The organism is Chitinophaga sp. YR573 (genome assembly GCF_900110995.1).
Taxonomy (GTDB): domain Bacteria; phylum Bacteroidota; class Bacteroidia; order Chitinophagales; family Chitinophagaceae; genus Chitinophaga.
In genome coordinates this window covers 383,006-400,041 of sequence record NZ_FOJF01000003.1, presented here as the reverse complement: position 1 = coordinate 400,041, position 17,036 = coordinate 383,006, and the positions used below count along the sequence as shown (strand labels likewise).

The window sequence follows — 17,036 nt, the reverse complement described above, 5'->3', positions numbered from 1 at the left end:
TTATCCATTTATAATTTTATCGCGACCTATATTATCTCCTGTACCATTATGATGTTGGTTTATCTGCATTGCATTTGTAGGCTGATCTGTTTTCTCATGTACGAGCTTTATGAAATCATTAGCAGCCAGTTTATCCAATTGAAGGTTGAACTTAAATTTCAATTCATCAATGTTTTTATAGGAACCAGGAAAGTGTTCCATCCCTCTTAGTTTTTTCTGAAATTTCATTAGAGAGAGTACATCATCAGTTAAGGAGCCGGTTGATATATTGGCATCTTTAAAGTAGGTAAAAATAAAAGGTTTATTAGTTTCTTTAAATTGATGAAATGCTTTTTCAAATTCCTCTTCTGTGTATTTACCTACTTTAGTAAAGAATAACATAACGAATATGTCTGCTTCGATAATAGCTTTATTATATTCATCCTGTAAACGTGTTTTAGACATTGCATCCAAGAAGTCTTCCCATATTATTAATTCTAAAAAAATCCCTTTATCAATCCATTCTTTGTTCTTACGATTAATAAAAATCTCAAACTGTTCCCGGTCATCTTTGAGTTCAAAGGAAGAAGCTAGAAAAATCTTTTTCTTTTCCATGATAAAGTTTTTTTTTTAAATATAATCTGACAATTAGTAGCAATAACTACTTATTTACTTTCTAATATTTGATTGGCAGAATCGACTATTTGTTGAGCTAAAGGAACGGTAGGATATTTTATAGCTATTTCTTTAGCTACGAAAATATCATAATGAGCAGAGTCAATTAGATTATCTTCTATCAAGACTAATAATCCGTAATTAAATAACAATTGTGCTAGTTTCAATTCAAATAGTTGTGGCATCTTCTTCGCTAATCGTCTAGATATTTCTATAGCATCCCGATAGGCTATTTTTGAAAGTTTAAAATCATCTTTATTCTTGTACAAAATACCTAAGTTATACAACGTATCGGCAACATGCGGCTCATAGGTTTGTGGCCTAGTCCTAGCAAATCTTTTCCTGATTTCCAGGGCCTCTTTGTAGGATGCTTCTGCTTGCTCAAAATCATTTTCATCTGAATACAAAGTGCCCAAGTTATTCAGCGTATTCGCAACATATGGCTCATAGACTTGTGAATCAGTACTGACAAATCTTTTCCTGATTTCCAAAGCCTCTTTATAAGCTGCTTCCGCCCGCTCAAAATCGTTTTTATTTGAATACAAAACACCTAAGTTATTCTGGGTTTTAGCAACGTCCGGCTCATAAGTTTGTGGATTGGCATTGACCAATCTCCTATATATTTCCAGCGCCTCTTTGAAAGAGGCTTCAGCCCACTCAATGTCATTTTTTTTTAAATACAAGGCCCCTAGATTATTAAGTATTGTGGCAACATTCGGGTTATATACTTGTGGATTAATAATTGCCAATCTCCTGTATATTTCCAATACCTCCTTGAAGGCAATTTCTACTTGTTCAAAATCATTTTTAGCCAAATGCAGAGTACCTAGGTTATTCTGGATCTTAGCAACATCCCGCTCATAAGTTTGCGGATTGGAACAGACCAATCTCTTGTATATTTCCAATGCCTCCTTATAGGCAATTTCCGCTTGCTCACAATCATTTATATCTGAATACAAAACACCCAGGTTATTCTGGATTTTAGCAACATCCGACTCATAGATTTGCGGTTCGACGTTGACCAATCTCCTATATATTTCGAGAGCCTCTTTGAAAAAGGCCTCTGCTCGCTCAGGGTCATTTTTATTTGCATACAAAACACCCAGATTTCTGAGCAATAATGCAACTTCTGGATCACAGGTTTGCGAATCAATTCGGGCAACCCTTTTTCCAATTTCAAGAGCCTCCTTGAAGGTTACTTCCGCTCGCTCAAGATCTTTTTTATTTAAATACAAAACACCCAAGTTATTCAGCGATGTAGCAACATCCAGATCATAATTTTGTGGATTAATTCGAGCAAACCTCCTCCTAATTTCAAGAGATTCTCTATTAGTTACTTCCGCCTGTTCAAAATCATTTTTATTTAAATATAAAACACTCAGATTATTCAATGTGTGGGCAAAATTTAACTCATAATCTTGTGGATTGGTTTGAGCTAGTTGTCTATAATTAGTAACCAATTCTTCATAAAGCAATTGAGCTTCATTGAAATAGTTATGCCTTTGTAAAAAAAAAGCATACTCGAAAATAATCTCATTCTGTCGGGCCGATTTCAATGCCATCTCAAAATATTCGCAAGTTTCGACGACACGGTCATTTGAATCATAACGCAAGGCCCTGAGCCTAGCTTTTACCAAGTATTCATTGGCATTATTTCTTAACTTTTCATCAATATCCTGTAGCTCCTTATGTTTAGACTCCTTAGCTGTTAAAAGGGATAGCTGGTCTTCAGCTAGTTCTTCCGCTTTTAAAATAGCATCCGCTTCCCGTAGCCGGCCAGATTCAAAATGTTCCTTAGCTATTCGTAACCTTTCTGTATTTACTTCTATTCTGGTGAATATTTCAGCCAACCGGATTATGTCATCTTTAAACTGCTTCAATTGATCTTCGGCTTCGTTTAATTGTCCCGATATCTTAAGCCTTACTACTGGATCAGTTGTCCCATTTAGATATAATTTGAGGTTACTTATATAGGTTGCCAGGCCACTGTACTCGACTGATTTACCAAATATATTGTTGACGATTGTAGTATTGATGATTTTATCTCTTCCTACATTGTCTCCAGGCCCCCCATGGATTTGAGTTAGTTGTATATGATCCATTTTTTAGTAGTATTGGTTGTCCCCTTCTTAAAATGAGTTATAACATCATAGCAATTTACCCAAACAGCTACCCAAATCAGTTAACTACTCGTTAATAACCAGAATTCCCTGCTCCTTAGAACAAAGCAAATTGAGCTTTGCAACAAACTCCCTTAGGTTGCTCCCCTCTACCTTTGATAAAAATTAAAAACAATGGCAAAAGTTTGGTTTATCACAGGAAGCTCCCGCGGATTGGGACGTAGTCTTACAGAAGCAGTACTGGCAAAAGGTGATTTGGTGGCAGCTACTGCCAGGAATCCTGCGCAATTAAATGACCTGGTAGAGAAATATAAGGAGAAAATATTCGCTGTTAAACTGGATGTTACTGATCAGGATCAGATAGAACAGGCAATAGCAGATACTGTCATGCATTTTGGCAGAATAGATGTACTGGTTAACAACGCCGGATTTGGTATTATAGGCGCTGCTGAGGCTTATACCCAGGAACAAATATGGAGTCAGCTGGAAACGAATTTATACGCGCCTATAGCGTTGACATGTGCGGTATTACCTCATATGCGTGAACAACACTCAGGGCGTATCCTGCAGATTAGTTCTCTCGGAGGACGTGTAGGTAATCCCGGTTTAACAATGTACCAGGCCGCGAAATTTGGTTTAGGTGGTTTTACGGAAGCCCTTGCAAAAGAAGTGGCTCCATTAGGAATATTCGTTACCTCTGTAGAACCAGGTGGGTTTAGAACAGATTGGGGCGGAGCGTCTATGACCTATGCCAAACACGTGGAAGGGTATGAGAATACAGTAGATTGGATGGTAGATTTTATAAAGAACAACTACACTGCTATCGGAGATCCTGAAAAAGCAGCTAAAGTAATGGTGGATTTGGCAGATCATCCAGCACCTCCAGTCCATCTGGTTTTAGGTAGCGAAGCGATAGCGATTTTACAACAGGGAGATGCTGCACGAAAAGCAGAATTTGAAAAGTGGTTACCGGTAAGTGCTTCTACAGATCATGATGATGCGGTAAACTTTTTAGAAACAGAAGAAGGGAAAGCGTTCACAAAATAAAGACTTAAATGACTACAGATACCAGCATAAAAACAGGTATCTGTAGTCATTTATTATTCCATGTGAAATACTTCAGTTAAAGGCACTGTTACAGGAGAATTATCAGGATTGGTCTCCATAATATCTGCCATAAACGCCCACCAGCGCTGTACAATTGATAAGGTACCCAGATCCTGGGATGATTGTGAGCCGGATTGTTGCTGTACCCCAAACAGGATATTCGTTTCCTCATCCAGGAAGATGGTGTAGTCACTCACACCATTGTCTTTTAATAACTGGCGTAACTCCGGCCAGAGAGCATCATGGCGTTTGCGGTATTCTTCTTTGCACCCGGGTTTCAGGCGCATTTTAAAGGCGATCTTCATGGTAACAGGAATATGGTGAGACTCTTGGCCCCATGCGCACCCAGTACTAGTGACTGTTCTATATCAGCCGTTTTGGAAGGGCCGGCTATAAATACGCCGAAACCGGTTTCTGGTCCGCCGATATGGTCGTAAGCATCATGCATGGTGGGGAGAATAGTGGAAGCTGATAATACAATCGCCAGATGTTGCGCGATAAAAGGCAATACCCTTACAACCAGCTCCTTTTCTGTTACCCATACAGCCCCGTTTTCCGCAACGCCTAATTGTCCGGGGACAATAGCCAGGTCTACCTGTTCCAGTTGACGACCGTCTCCGGTTTGCCATTCGGTAAGAGCTCCAGGGTAGAAATCAGGGTTTACTGCCACGACAAGCGCCGGGGCATTAGAAGCATAATGCTTCTTAATATCCGCATACTCCACAATATCGATCACCTCTCCACCCAACGTCTCCACCACCTTCCGGAAAGCCGCAGCATCCCCGGGAGCGATATTTCTAAATCCCTCAATATCAGGCAATAACTCAGGTGCTGGCTGATTCCCCTTAATAGCGGCTAAAATTGTTTCTCTGCTACTCATATACCGCTCAAAGTACAAACTTTGGCAAATATATTATATCAGAAATTTCCCGTAGACGCTCCGTAGTCGTTTTGTATACAAAATGTAGATACCCGGAATTAGCAGGTAGTTCAAGACCCTCGTACATTTGTAGCGTGAAATCAGCAGCTATGTTTAAACTCTTTATAAGTAGACAACAGAAGATGCCACCAGGACTTACCGAAGAAGTGGACAGCTTACAACAACAATGGGACAATATTCTCCGGCAACTGGAAGAACAGTACCTGGAAATAGTAAAAAACAGACAGGGCAACCATGAAAAATGGAAAGGGCAACTAAACGGCATTATCAAAAAGGCAAGGGATGCCTATCAATCAAAATCCCTTAATCAGTATAATATATTAATAGAGAAATATAAAGAACATCAGCCCGCCTGCGATCTGTTATCAGATTGCCGGGATGAAATCTATCATACATTATTAGAATGGGAGAACCGGCTTATCCCTTTGCAGAAGCATAACATTACACAATGTGCTTACTGTTAAATGAACCGGGGACAATTTAATAAGATTAATAACCCCAAGGTAAAGGGGCTGTATCATATGATATGGCCTCTACTTATTTAATGAAAGTCTGCGAAACATTCCCATTGTCAATCTGAATGGCTTTGTAAAGTAATAAAGGAAATAATATGGAAGCTGAATACCCGAGATATCATTGCCATTTGGTGTAATCACAAAACGCAGGGTAAGTAATAAGGTTTTCCATTTCAACCGCATACTTTTACTGAACCTGAAGTTCAGATAAAAAATCTTAAACGCATCTGATTTATTTGTATCCTGCTTATTTAATAATTTATTTAGCAAAACCCTGCTTGTATAATTCACGCCATCATCATTCACATGACAAACAGGAAGAGGTATATTAAAAAGATGACCTGATAAAATGCGTCCTAAGAGGTCGATCCGCTCCAATTCAGCATCAGGATCACACACATAAAAAAAAGTAAGATCAAGTAATGAGCGGAATGTAGGATAATAATCACTTTCTCCATTATTAATTATCAGTAATTTATAATAGTCTTTATAATCATATTCCCGTTCAGGAGATAAATAGTCGTCCCCCAGTAACTGGCTGAACAATACATTCGTACTCATTCTGTATTTTGTTGGTCTGTAGTGGAATTCAAAATTAAATGTACCCCCAAAAGCCCCTTTTTTATCAAAACAAATATCCTTCTGTACCTGATGATACTGTTTAGGAAATCTGTTATAAAACTCCTCACTTCCCATCTCGTACCCTTCCTTTTTCAGGATATCCACAACAGATGCGATATCTTCTTCTGCAATAATAACATCTATATCGGAACATTCTCTCAGGCTGATATCCCTGTAAATAAAGGCGGCAAGATCAAAACCTTTATACAACCTTACATTGATACCTTGTTGCTGAAGGAGATGCATAATTCTGTCATACTCCGCCTTCCTGCTAAAAATCCTGGAAGAGAAATTCATGCAAAATGAACGGAACAATATGAATGTTTCTTCTTCCACCAGTTCCTTCACATGAAATAATACATTGAACACAAGGGGCCGGATACGATGAGCAGTACTCAGGTTATACACCTTCTTCCAGTTAACCCGGTTATCAGTAATAAAGGGCGCTAATAGTTCTTTATCTGCTGTTTTAAGAAAGATCCTGCAGCACAATACCAAAAATGCTATTTCGGTATTATATCTTTCTTTAATTATTTTAATCTCCACAACAATCAGAGTTTTTATTTATCATACATATTCCGGAATAATCCATTTGCAGCTATCAGGCTATCAAAGGTCCCTTTCCATCTTTCATAAAATAGATGGTAACTGATATATGATCAAAATACTGACAGCATATCCTGCTCCAGCATCTGCTGAAGATACATGAGCGTTTCCTTTTCACATTGCTCAGAACTGATATCATACTTAGCAGTAAGAGAAGAAACAATTTCCTTTACGGGAAGTGCATGCTCCAGCATATTCCAGATGTTAGATCCAACGCTGTTTATGCCAATGTAGATACCTTTATTGATATTCATCATCACTACTTCATCTCCAATAAGACTGATAAGAAAATTTTGCTCATTACGTAAAACAAATGTGTCCGGGGTCAGGTTACATTCTTTCTCCATAACAGATTTTGAGGGTTAATACTACAGGTTATTTATACGAAAATAAGTATTATTATAAAACAATTACCAACAACTCCAAAATTCATATTACCATTCCATTAATGAACAATATACTCTGAACATTGTTACTATCTAAGTAATTTCAAATACTAAGCGTATTCATGTATAATTACTACGGTTTCGGCCTGCATATCCTTTCAGAAATCGAGTTTCCTGAATTGCTTCCTGCAACAGCTGATACTGTTGACATAACGATTAAGATCGGTGATGTGCCGGATTCCATAGATGGGAAAAGATTACAAGGCAATGATATTTCTTACATCATCAATGAAGAGGAACTCCTCTTTTCTGTAAAAAATATTGCTACCTATTATGCTGCTTATGGCAGGGAAATTATTATTGCTCCGGAAACAGGTAACCGCGAAATGCGTAGCATAAGATTGTTTGTGCTGGCTACTGCTATAGCTGCCATCCTCTTGCAACGGGGATTACTACCACTACATGCTTCTGCTATTTTAAGCGATGGAGAACTGGTGTTGATATGCGGACGCTCTGGTGCAGGTAAATCCACCACATTGGCCGGACTGCGCAAACAGGGATATACAATATTCAGTGATGATATTACCGTTTTGCAGCAACGCCCGGATACGAACATGATAACCGGTACAGCTTCTTACCCTATGATCAAGTTATGGGAAGACTCTTTACTTATGTTTTCCCAGGACAGGTCCTTCCCTGTAAGGCCTGGTATGGATAAATATGGCATCTTCTTTCATGACGACTTTAACCGTAATGAATATCCTGTAAAAAAAATATTACTGCTGGATATAGGAGAAGATAATGAGGTACAAAGTAAAATATTAACAGGGATACAAGCCTTTGAAGCTATATCCAATCAGATCTACAGACCGGTATTACTACATAGTCAATCCTTACGGACACTGAGTTTTCTAACCATCAGTAAACTATTACAGCATGTGGAAATTTACCATATCAACAGACCCATCAATTGCAGACCCGAAAAATTATTATCAGTAATATCCTCTTTAGTTTAACATGCGGAATAAAATATCTATCAGAAACTTGCTTCTTTTTGCGGAGGCCTGGTTATTACTGGCAATGGCGAGACTGATCCTCATTTTTATTCCTTTCAGGAAAATCGCGCGGCTGCTCGGGGAAAAAATTGCCACACAATTACCACTACCATCAACAAAAAGCACGCAGCCCCTGCAACAAAACATCCGTATTGCTATCAGCAGGGCCAGTAAATTTTCTCCATGGAGAACTGCCTGTTTTGAACAGGCCCTGGCGGCAAAGATTATGTTGAAAAACAGAAAGACTGTCTCAATTGTATATTTCGGCGTTCGTAAAAAGAACACAACTCTGGCGCATGCATGGCTGGAAAGTGGTGGCATTACTGTTACTGGTGGAAGAAACTCATCCCTGTTTTCAGTAATAGCGGCTTTTAAAAGCTGAAGTTATTCAGCACATGGATTATGAAAAACTGAACAAAAATATCAGATACTTGTTACAATTATATAAAGGATCCTCAAAAAAAGTACTATGAAAAACGAAACAACCGAATCACATCCTAAGCAAACCTGGGTAACCCCAGCCTTCACTGTATTGTCTATTAACGATGAAACATTAGGTCTCGGCGGTGCCGGTACTGACTTTGCTTCAGAACAAAGCTGATTGATTTTCCAATGTATTGAGTACACGGTCTCCTTACAGGAGGCTGTGTTTATTTATCCGAATATCTTTCCTCTTAAAAATCCCCATGCAGCTGCATGATAGGCAGGCACAAAAAAATCACCTGTATACAGCATATTTACATTAATCATTTTCCCGTCAGCGCATGCTACCAGTAAACGTTCATCATCCTGTAGTATGGTACCGGCCACATCAGAGACAGGCGTATGTACCACTACTGCATCCATGAATTTTACTTCCTGTTTATTAAAAAACGTTTGTGCTCCTTTATTCCAGGGATTACACGCCCGTGCAAGATTACAGATCTCCTCTGCGGTCATCATCTGCCAGTTAATCATCACATCTGTTAACTGCGGACGTTTATAATATTCAGACTTCTTATTTTTTTCCTGTATACCAGGCAATGGCAGTTGGGATCGCATTACCTGAAGAATAAACTGTACCCCTTCTATACATAATCTGCTGAATAGCTGATGTACATAGCTATAATTATAATAAGGCATATTGGGTGTTTCTTTTTTCCAGACAATTTCACCATCATCAAATTTTGCAGACAGGCGATGAATGGAAATTTCCAGGGATGGTTGTCCCTGTTTCAGCTGCCAGAATACAGGTACAGGGCCTCTGAATGCTGGCAATGCCCCATAATGAATATTGAATGCCGTAATGTTCAGCGCCCCTATTTTTTTTACATCAAGCAGGTATTTATATCCCAGTACGAATATTACCGGAGGACGCTCTTTCTCCATCCAGTCATATACATCCTTCTTTGGGTCTTTTTCGGTTGTATAAGGGATCCTGGCAACCTCCAACAACTTTGTTACTTTTTCACAGATATAATTATCAGGAGGAGGAGAAAAGAAGATACACAACTGCAAACCCTGGTTTGCAAGTGTGTAAGCCAATGGGATGCATTCATCCGAATTGCAAATAATACCGATATGCATGGATAACGATGGATATGTTAATCGTTATCTAAATTAGGTTGTCAGCATCAGAAATAAAAATTCCTGATGAATAATCTACTTTTTATTCTTTTTATACCATTCCGCAAACGATAACTTCGGTGCTTCCGGCATTTCCCGCTGCTTAGCCCAGGGGTTTAATTTAATATTCAACATCCCCGGGAATGTTCTCATCATTAATCTACCCGCACTACCGGCAAATTTAAATACCGCCGGTTTGGATAAGACAAAATTCATCGCCTGCATCCCCGCCTTCTTGGAAGTATCACTATACCCTTCCTGGGTAATCACCTGCCGCCATTTATATAACTGCTGATGAATATCAATCTTCACCGGACAAACATTCGAACAAGACCCACACAAAGTAGAAGCAAACGGTAAATCCTTATACTCTTTCATGTCCAGGTTAGGCGCTAATATAGCTCCTATAGGACCCGCAATCGCATTGTGATAACTATGACCACCACTACGCCTGTAAACCGGACAAGTATTCATACATGCTCCACAACGGATACACTTCAATGAATTACGGAAATCCTCTCTGCCCAACTGTCTGCTCCGGCCATTATCCACCAACACAATATGCAACTGCTGCCCTTCTTTCGGCTTGCGGAAATGACTGCTGTAAGTCGTAATAGGCTGACCGGTAGCACTGCGTGCCAGCAGCCGTAAAAACACCCCTAAATGACGACGCTTAGGAATGATCTTCTCCACTCCCATACAGGCAATATGCACGTCCGCCAGATGAGCGCCCATATCCGCATTCCCTTCATTCGTACAAACCACCATCTCCCCTGTTTCCGCTACAGCGAAGTTCACACCGGTAATCGCTACACGCGACTGGATAAACTCCTTACGCAAATGCAAACGCGCTGCTGCTGTCAGAAACTTAGGGTCTGCATTACCTGCAGGCGTACCTAAATGCTCATGGAACAACTCCCCTATTTCCTCTTTCTTCTTATGAATACAAGGCAGTACAATATGACTCGGGGCTTCCTTCGCCAGCTGTACAATACGCTCCCCTAAATCAGTATCAATTACTTCAATGCCATTCTCCGCCAGATAAGGATTTAAATGACATTCTTCCGTGAGCATAGACTTACTCTTCACCATGCGCTGCACACCATGCTCCTTCAGTAATCCCAGCACAATACGGTTATGTTCTGCCGCATCCGCAGCCCAATGTACCACCGCCCCATTCTCCTGCGCATGACGTTCAAATTCAAGCAGGTAATCGTGCAGGTTGCCCAGCACATTATGTTTGATCCGCGACGCTGCTTCCCGTAAGTTCTCCCATTCAGGAATACTCCAGGCCATCTTATCTCTTTTCTGCCGTACCCACCACAACGTTTCATCGTGCCAGTCCACCCTGGCCTCATCGGCATTAAATTTCTCCGCCAGCTCCGCGTGTTCTTTATGTTCTATCATAAACTATTATTCAGGATCTCCGCAATATGCAACACTTTAACTGGGCTCTGCTGACGACGCAAAATCCCTTCCAGGTGCATCAGACAGCTCACATCATTTCCGGTAATATATTCTGCTCCGTTATTCACATGATCTACGATACGGTCTTTCCCCATCTTCACAGATACCGCTTCTTCAAACACACAGAAAGTACCACCAAAACCGCAGCATTCATCCGTACGTTTCAGATTCACGAGCTCCAGTCCTTCCACCATCTGCAATAACTGCTGTGGCTTGGAGAATGGCGCCGCCACCAATTCGCTCATCTGGGCCAGGCCCAGACCACGTTGCCCGTGACAACTCTGGTGCACACCCACCTTATGCGGGAATTTCGCCGACAGACTCGTTACATGCAATACATCCGTTAAAAACTCCGCCAGCTCGTAAATATGCTGACGCACATGCGTTGCCGCATCTTCCTGACCATGTACATGCAGATGGTCTTTGATATGCAGTACACAACTGCCCGAAGGGCCCACTATATAATCGTAATCTTTAAAATGATCAACGAACAGCGTATTACAACCTGTTGTCAAATGCTCAAAGCCGGAGTTGGCCATGGGCTGCCCGCAGCAGGTCTGCCCCTGCGGATATACTACTTCACAACCCAGTTTCTCCAGCAGGGATAATGTGGCAATGCCCACCTGCGGGTAAAACTGATCTATGTAGCATGGTATGAAGAGTCCTACTTTCATCTATATCGTCTTATTATGCGTATACAACCTCATCTCTACCAGGTCTCCGGGTAATGGCTGCGGGTTCCAGCGCTGGTGGATAGCCAGTGCCGCTCCTATGGCCGTTGCCTGCGCTACTGAAGCTGCATACACTTCCATCTGTGGGAATGCTGCTGCCAGCAGATGCATATACACCGGGTTCCTGCCAAAACCGCCGTCTACAAAAATACGCTTCACCGGCGTACCGGTAGTAACTAATTCTGTAGAATGCTTTTGCTGTTCCATGATATCCATCATCAGGCGGTGATAGGCGATTTCATAACTGGCAAAGTCATTTAAAGACCTGTCTGCAAACCGGGAAATATCTGCCGGATGCAACAGAGCAAATATAGCTGGGTCAAAGGCAACCTGCTGGTAGTAATTTACCGGTGTCTGATAATATTCTGCCAGCCTGCGGACCTGCTGCTCATGCTCGTTACCGGCAAAGATCCTTGCGGCCTTCACCGGATTGCCTTCATAGGTGAGATAACAGAGGCAATCCTGCTCTAATTCCGCAGCTGTTAATGGCTGTTTATTGAAGGGATTCAAGGTAATACACCATGTACCTGTGGAGATTAAAACAAAGGGCGCTGAGAAACTGGTGAGATAAGGGATTAAGGCAGATGAACTGTCATGCAGTCCTACCCCTACCTGATAATCACCTATCGTCATCGTTTCACTACAAGAGAAAAACGGAGGGAGTTTATCTGTTAAACCCTCTTTTTTCACCCATTGATGATAATCCTTAGTTGTAAAATCCCATAACATGGTATGACAACCTACACTGGTGATATCCGCCAAAGCACGACCAGTTACCAGGTAACTGATATATTGGGGAAGATGTAAGGCATATTGGATCTTCCCATATAAAGAAGATTGTTTAAGACGATATAATTGTAACCCTGAGTTTAAACTGCCTAATGCAGGTGAAGCTGTTTCCCAGCTAAGAGAGCCATAGCTATCCAGAAACTGCTGTTGCACCTTTTCCGGATAGGGCTTGAGATAGTTATATAAAGGTGCAGCCACCTGACCCTGATAATCCAGGTATACCAGGCTGGCGCCATAAGTACTGAAATTCAGCGCTTTTACTGTAAATCCAGGTAACTGTGTTAATTCATGTAAACTTTCCTTTACCCAACGGGTCAGCAAAGCCACATCTTCACAGGCATCTCCATCTTCATCTGTTGTTTCAGGAAAGCTCTCACCCCGTTCCCATACGATCCTGTAATGTTCATCTATCAGGAACAACTTCTTGTTGGTCTTACCTATATCCAATATCGCTATACAGTTCATAGTCCTGTCTTTTGTACAATCAGACATCGTTTTTTAACGTCCTGTTTATAACAAACATTTATTAGCTCCGTTAGGAGCTTCGTGTTTGTAGCAACGTTTTTATCTCTTTTAATTGACTCCGTAGGAGTCCCCTAAATCTCGAATATCAGGGGACTCCTACGGAGTCTGTGTTTTGTTGTTTAATGTATTTTCTACAAACACGGGGCTCCTAACGGAGCCTAATGTAGAAGAAGTCTGATCACGTTTATTTACAATCCCGTAGCCACAATCCTGTAACTATAATCCTGTAGCCACCGTTTTCAATCCTCTTTCTTTAATCAATCCTTCTCTTACTTTTAATTTCCTGTAGAAATACACCGGCTCTAATACACCACCAGATAATAAACGGGCCTGTGCAATCAGCGGACGTACATCTGTACGATATGCATGTTGTAAGATTTCCTGTGCAGCTACTGCATCATTGTTCTGCTGGGCTGTCTGCAATGCATTTGTATCTACCAGCAATGCCTGCGCATAAGCAATCATAATAGCTTCTACGGATTGTAATAAATCTTCTAAAGGATCTTTTACATTATGAGAAGCATCTATCATCCAACCTAAATCAGTTGCATGATTCATACTACGTGCATCCATCCCTTCTACTAATTCATTAAAAATTAAAAACAGCTGATAAGGATTGATACTACCTACCGTTAAATCATCATCTCCGTATTTGGAATCATTAAAATGGAAACCTGCCAGTTTACCTTCCATTAATAACAACGATACAATTTGTTCGATATTAGCATTAGGAAGATGATGACCAAGATCTACTAATGTCTGGGCTTTAGGTCCGAGTTTATTAGCAAATAACAAGGATTGACCCCAATCTCCGATAGTCGTAGAATAGAAATTAGGTTCATATGCTTTATACTCGATCCATAATTTCCATGCTGATGGTAAAGCTGCATAAATTTCTTCTAAACTATCCAGCGTACGTTTAAAAGCACCTCTGAAATTCAGTTGACCAGGGAAGCAGGAACCATCTGCCAGCCATAGGCTTAAAGCATTGGAGCCTAACTCCACACCATAACGGATCACTTCTATATTGTGTTCTATTGCCTGTTTTCGTACCGCCTTATCCGTATGGTGGAGAGAACCGAACTTGTAGCTATGGGCCTGGTCCGGCTGATCCTGGAAAGTATTGGAGTTGACCGCATCAAAACGTATATCATGTTGCGCAGCTAATGCTTTTATAGAAGCCGCATTTTCAGGAATATCCCAGGGGATATGGAGAGAGATAGAACCACTGCTTCTGTTTAAAGCATGCAGTAAACCTACATCTGTAATTTTCTCTTCGATATTACGAGGTTCCCCACCACCGGAAAAACGGCCGAAACGGGTACCACCGGTACCTAATGCCCAACTGGGAATAGCTACCTGGAAGTCCTGCAGTTTCTGCAATATCTCGGGCAGGTTCTTAATATTTTCAGCGATGTGATTGAAGTTTCTTTCGTGGGATTGCTGAAGACTCTGATTAAATTCAGCTATCTGAGATTTCTCTATATTCATAACGGAATCTTTGTGGGTTGAAGGAAAAATACAAAATTAAAATGACTAATAAACTCCATCAGGAGTTTTATTTATCCTGATAAAGCTTTATTTAGCTCCGTTAGGAGCTCCGTGTTTGTAGCTAACATTTATATCCTCTTAATTGACTCCGTAGGAGTCCCCTAAATCCCGGATATGAGGGGACTCCTACGGAGTCTGTGTTTGTTGTTTAATCAATTTCTACAAACACGGGGCTCCTAACGGAGCCTATTATGTTTTGTTACAAACACGAAGCTCTTACTAAAGCCTATATTTTATCTTACAAAAGCTGCTGCTACACCACCATCTACATTCACTACATTACCTGTAGATTTACCCAGCAATCCGCCGGTAATAGCAAAACATGCATTCGCAATATCTTCCGGTAAGATCACCTGGTTCAGCAAAGTACGCTTCGCATAAAAGGCAGGTAATTCAGATACATCAATACCATATGCTTTCGCACGGCCAGCAGCCCAGTCACCTTCCCAGATCTTACTATCTGCAATCACCGCATCAGGATTCACTACGTTCACACGGATGCCATAAGCACCCAGTTCAGCAGCATTGAGGCGGCTCAGGTGCAGCTGTGCGGCTTTCGCAGAACCATAACCAGCGTTATTAGGCCCACTCATCAGCGCATTCTTACTTACGATGTTCAGCACATCTCCACCCATATCCTGCTTACGCATGATATTCACGCCAGCCTGTGTTACCAGGAACTGTCCTTTCACCAGCACATCATATAACAGGTCCCAATCCTTTTCAGTATGAGCTTCCAGGGGTTTAGAGATAGATAATCCTGCACAGTTTACCACCATATCAACGCCGCCAAAAGCCAGACTAGCCACATTAAATGCTTCGTTGATATCTGCACTGCGTGTTACATCTAAAATAGCAGTAGCAAATACGTCCGCAGAATATTGCTTGCCGAATTCTGCTTTTGCAGCTTCTAAACGACCCGCATCATTATCATTGATAATCACACAGGCGCCTTCATCTGCAAACTTCTTCGCAATAGCTTTACCAATACCACCTGCACTACCGGTAATCAGGGCAATACGTCCTGATAAAGCCTTAGGCTTAGGCATACGCTGTAATTTCGCTTCTTCCAGCAGCCAGTATTCGATATCGAATGCTTCCTGTCTTGGTAAAGCGGTGTATTCAGAGATCGCCTCTGCTCCTTTCATTACATTGATCGCATTGGTATAAAACTCTGCTGCTACTCTTGCTGTCTGTTTATCTTTCGAGAAAGTAAACATACCTATCCCAGGATATAAAATAACCACCGGATTAGGATCGCGTAAAGCCGGACTATTAGCATGCTTACAGGTATTGTAATAATCCGTGTACATCTGTCTGTAAGCAGCGAACAGAGGTGCTAATTCTTTTTTTAACGCCTCTGCATCTTCCAAAGCAGCACCAGGCTCCAGCGGTAATACCAGCGGACTGATTTTAGTTCTTAGAAAGTGGTCCGGACAGCTGGTACCTAATGGCGCTAATCTATCCAGATCTTTAGAATTGATAAACTCCAGCACACGTGCATCATCTGTAAAATGTCCTACCATACGGGTATGACCGGAACATAATCCACGTAATACAGGCGCTAACAAAGATGCCTGTTTCTTACGCACTTCAGCCGCAGGAGAAGTAATGCGTGATCCACCAAAAGCAGGCCCTTTCTTACTGTAATTTTCTTCCAGGTAAGCAGCACAACGCTCTATCACTTCCAGGGTGTTGATATAACTTTCGTAAGCGGTATCCCCCCAGGTGAACAGGCCATGAGAGCCCAGCATAATACCCCTGATACCGGGGTTATCATTTAAGCATTGACGTAGTTGTAATCCCAGGTCAAAGCCAGGGCGTTGCCAGGGCACCCATCCTATGGTACCACCAAAGAGTTCTTTCGTGATGCGTTCTCCATCTTTAGCAGCAGCAATAGCAATCGCTGCATCAGGATGAAGGTGATCTATATGCTTGAATGGCAGGAAGCCATGTAACGGTGTATCAATAGAAGGCGCTTTTGAACTGAGATCGAAAATGCAATGGTTAAAGAGTTCTACCATTTCATCCTCATGTTCAATACCTTTGTAAATATTTTCCAAGCTATGGAGACGTTCTACGTACAATGCTGCCAGTCCGCTGCGTTTCAGCGTACCCAGGTCACCACCGGAGCCTTTCACCCACATCACTTCTGTTTGTTTTCCTGTAAGCGGGTCTGTAGACTCCACTTTGCAGGAGGTATTACCGCCACCATAGTTAGTCAGCCGGAGATCAGCCCCCAGCAGGTTAGAACGGTAAATCAGCAGGGCTACCTCATCGCCAGCCAGTGCTGCAGCTTTCTGCTCATCCCAGAGATAGCTTACGTGCTTGAAATTAATTGTTGCAGACATATATCAGGTTTAA

At 41.4% G+C, this 17,036-nt stretch carries 17 protein-coding genes; 5 read left to right on the top strand and 12 right to left on the bottom strand.

Translation table 11 applies throughout. The features are described from left to right. On the bottom strand, positions 1-594 hold the full coding sequence (locus BMW86_RS28020) for a hypothetical protein (RefSeq protein ID WP_089786469.1): 594 nt from the start codon (positions 592-594) through the stop codon (positions 1-3). A 50-nt stretch (positions 595-644) separates the two neighbouring features. Further along, a complete protein-coding gene (locus BMW86_RS28015) occupies positions 645-2,756 on the bottom strand; it encodes a tetratricopeptide repeat protein (RefSeq protein WP_089786468.1) in 2,112 nt (703 codons plus the stop codon). A 192-nt stretch (positions 2,757-2,948) separates the two neighbouring features. Here BMW86_RS28015 and BMW86_RS28010 point away from each other — a divergent pair, with 192 nt between their 5' ends. Beyond that, positions 2,949-3,821 (top strand): oxidoreductase, encoded by an 873-nt coding sequence (locus BMW86_RS28010; RefSeq protein ID WP_089786466.1) that lies wholly within the window; start codon positions 2,949-2,951, stop codon positions 3,819-3,821. A 53-nt stretch (positions 3,822-3,874) separates the two neighbouring features. Here the strand turns inward: BMW86_RS28010 and rhaM are convergent, their stop codons facing one another. Both rhaM and BMW86_RS28000 read right to left on the bottom strand, forming a co-directional pair. Further along, positions 3,875-4,186, bottom strand: a complete 312-nt coding sequence (rhaM, locus tag BMW86_RS28005; RefSeq protein ID WP_089786464.1) for an L-rhamnose mutarotase — start codon at positions 4,184-4,186, stop codon at positions 3,875-3,877. After that, positions 4,183-4,761 (bottom strand): LutC/YkgG family protein, encoded by a 579-nt coding sequence (locus BMW86_RS28000; RefSeq protein ID WP_089786461.1) that lies wholly within the window; start codon positions 4,759-4,761, stop codon positions 4,183-4,185. The genes rhaM and BMW86_RS28000 overlap by 4 nt, the downstream gene beginning before the upstream one ends. A gap of 149 nt (positions 4,762-4,910) precedes the next feature. On the opposite strand from BMW86_RS28000, the gene BMW86_RS27995 reads away from it, so the two are divergent. Beyond that, entirely contained in the window at positions 4,911-5,285 is a 375-nt protein-coding gene (locus BMW86_RS27995) for a hypothetical protein (RefSeq protein ID WP_089786459.1), read from the top strand. A gap of 69 nt (positions 5,286-5,354) precedes the next feature. Here the strand turns inward: BMW86_RS27995 and BMW86_RS27990 are convergent, their stop codons facing one another. Together BMW86_RS27990 and BMW86_RS27985 are read right to left on the bottom strand one after the other, a co-directional pair. Continuing rightward, entirely contained in the window at positions 5,355-6,503 is a 1,149-nt protein-coding gene (locus BMW86_RS27990; RefSeq protein ID WP_177189427.1) for a nucleotidyltransferase family protein, read from the bottom strand. A gap of 113 nt (positions 6,504-6,616) precedes the next feature. Then, entirely contained in the window at positions 6,617-6,910 is a 294-nt protein-coding gene (locus BMW86_RS27985; RefSeq protein ID WP_089786454.1) for a PqqD family protein, read from the bottom strand. A 161-nt stretch (positions 6,911-7,071) separates the two neighbouring features. Between BMW86_RS27985 and BMW86_RS27980 the strand changes: the two genes are divergently transcribed. The 3 genes from BMW86_RS27980 (at position 7,072) to BMW86_RS33245 (ending at position 8,605) form a co-directional block, all read left to right on the top strand. Next, positions 7,072-7,965: a hypothetical protein gene (locus BMW86_RS27980; protein ID WP_089786451.1), complete on the top strand. Its 894-nt coding sequence runs from the start codon at positions 7,072-7,074 to the stop codon at positions 7,963-7,965. A 1-nt stretch (position 7,966) separates the two neighbouring features. Next, complete coding sequence (locus tag BMW86_RS27975) at positions 7,967-8,386, top strand: lasso peptide biosynthesis B2 protein (protein ID WP_089786449.1); 420 nt, start codon at positions 7,967-7,969, stop codon at positions 8,384-8,386. Between the two features lie 87 nt (positions 8,387-8,473). Beyond that, entirely contained in the window at positions 8,474-8,605 is a 132-nt protein-coding gene (locus tag BMW86_RS33245) for a hypothetical protein (protein WP_255373031.1), read from the top strand. Positions 8,606-8,658: 53 nt separating this feature from the next. Here BMW86_RS33245 and BMW86_RS27970 read toward each other — a convergent pair whose 3' ends face one another. The 6 genes from BMW86_RS27970 to BMW86_RS27945 all read right to left on the bottom strand — a co-directional run bounded on the left by BMW86_RS27970 (position 8,659) and on the right by BMW86_RS27945 (position 17,023). Next, positions 8,659-9,570 carry a methionyl-tRNA formyltransferase gene (locus BMW86_RS27970; RefSeq protein WP_089786446.1) on the bottom strand — a complete coding sequence of 304 codons (912 nt, stop codon included), beginning with the start codon at positions 9,568-9,570 and terminating at the stop codon, positions 8,659-8,661. A gap of 75 nt (positions 9,571-9,645) precedes the next feature. Continuing rightward, positions 9,646-11,016: a lactate utilization protein B gene (locus BMW86_RS27965; RefSeq protein ID WP_089786444.1), complete on the bottom strand. Its 1,371-nt coding sequence runs from the start codon at positions 11,014-11,016 to the stop codon at positions 9,646-9,648. Beyond that, positions 11,013-11,750 (bottom strand): (Fe-S)-binding protein, encoded by a 738-nt coding sequence (locus tag BMW86_RS27960; RefSeq protein ID WP_089786442.1) that lies wholly within the window; start codon positions 11,748-11,750, stop codon positions 11,013-11,015. Before BMW86_RS27960 ends, BMW86_RS27965 begins: the two co-directional genes overlap by 4 nt. Further along, positions 11,751-13,061, bottom strand: a complete 1,311-nt coding sequence (locus tag BMW86_RS27955) for an FGGY-family carbohydrate kinase (protein ID WP_089786439.1) — start codon at positions 13,059-13,061, stop codon at positions 11,751-11,753. A gap of 276 nt (positions 13,062-13,337) precedes the next feature. Then, positions 13,338-14,612 carry a sugar isomerase gene (locus BMW86_RS27950; protein ID WP_089786437.1) on the bottom strand — a complete coding sequence of 425 codons (1,275 nt, stop codon included), beginning with the start codon at positions 14,610-14,612 and terminating at the stop codon, positions 13,338-13,340. A gap of 293 nt (positions 14,613-14,905) precedes the next feature. Next, entirely contained in the window at positions 14,906-17,023 is a 2,118-nt protein-coding gene (locus BMW86_RS27945; protein WP_089786435.1) for a bifunctional aldolase/short-chain dehydrogenase, read from the bottom strand. Between the last annotated feature and the right edge of the window lie 13 nt (positions 17,024-17,036).

Excerpts from the sequence above, each read along its gene's own strand:
- BMW86_RS28020 (WP_089786469.1), bottom strand. The coding sequence starts at position 594 with ATGGAAAAGAAAAAGATTTTTCTAGCTTCTTCCTTTGAACTCAAAGAT.
- BMW86_RS28015 (WP_089786468.1), bottom strand. The coding sequence starts at position 2,756 with ATGGATCATATACAACTAACTCAAATCCATGGGGGGCCTGGAGACAAT.
- BMW86_RS28010 (WP_089786466.1), top strand. The coding sequence starts at position 2,949 with ATGGCAAAAGTTTGGTTTATCACAGGAAGCTCCCGCGGATTGGGACGT.
- rhaM (WP_089786464.1), bottom strand. The coding sequence starts at position 4,186 with ATGAAGATCGCCTTTAAAATGCGCCTGAAACCCGGGTGCAAAGAAGAA.
- BMW86_RS28000 (WP_089786461.1), bottom strand. The coding sequence starts at position 4,761 with ATGAGTAGCAGAGAAACAATTTTAGCCGCTATTAAGGGGAATCAGCCA.
- BMW86_RS27995 (WP_089786459.1), top strand. The coding sequence starts at position 4,911 with ATGTTTAAACTCTTTATAAGTAGACAACAGAAGATGCCACCAGGACTT.
- BMW86_RS27985 (WP_089786454.1), bottom strand. The coding sequence starts at position 6,910 with ATGGAGAAAGAATGTAACCTGACCCCGGACACATTTGTTTTACGTAAT.
- BMW86_RS27980 (WP_089786451.1), top strand. The coding sequence starts at position 7,072 with ATGTATAATTACTACGGTTTCGGCCTGCATATCCTTTCAGAAATCGAG.
- BMW86_RS27975 (WP_089786449.1), top strand. The coding sequence starts at position 7,967 with ATGCGGAATAAAATATCTATCAGAAACTTGCTTCTTTTTGCGGAGGCC.
- BMW86_RS33245 (WP_255373031.1), top strand. The coding sequence starts at position 8,474 with ATGAAAAACGAAACAACCGAATCACATCCTAAGCAAACCTGGGTAACC.
- BMW86_RS27970 (WP_089786446.1), bottom strand. The coding sequence starts at position 9,570 with ATGCATATCGGTATTATTTGCAATTCGGATGAATGCATCCCATTGGCT.
- BMW86_RS27965 (WP_089786444.1), bottom strand. The coding sequence starts at position 11,016 with ATGATAGAACATAAAGAACACGCGGAGCTGGCGGAGAAATTTAATGCC.
- BMW86_RS27960 (WP_089786442.1), bottom strand. The coding sequence starts at position 11,750 with ATGAAAGTAGGACTCTTCATACCATGCTACATAGATCAGTTTTACCCG.
- BMW86_RS27955 (WP_089786439.1), bottom strand. The coding sequence starts at position 13,061 with ATGAACTGTATAGCGATATTGGATATAGGTAAGACCAACAAGAAGTTG.
- BMW86_RS27950 (WP_089786437.1), bottom strand. The coding sequence starts at position 14,612 with ATGAATATAGAGAAATCTCAGATAGCTGAATTTAATCAGAGTCTTCAG.
- BMW86_RS27945 (WP_089786435.1), bottom strand. The coding sequence starts at position 17,023 with ATGTCTGCAACAATTAATTTCAAGCACGTAAGCTATCTCTGGGATGAG.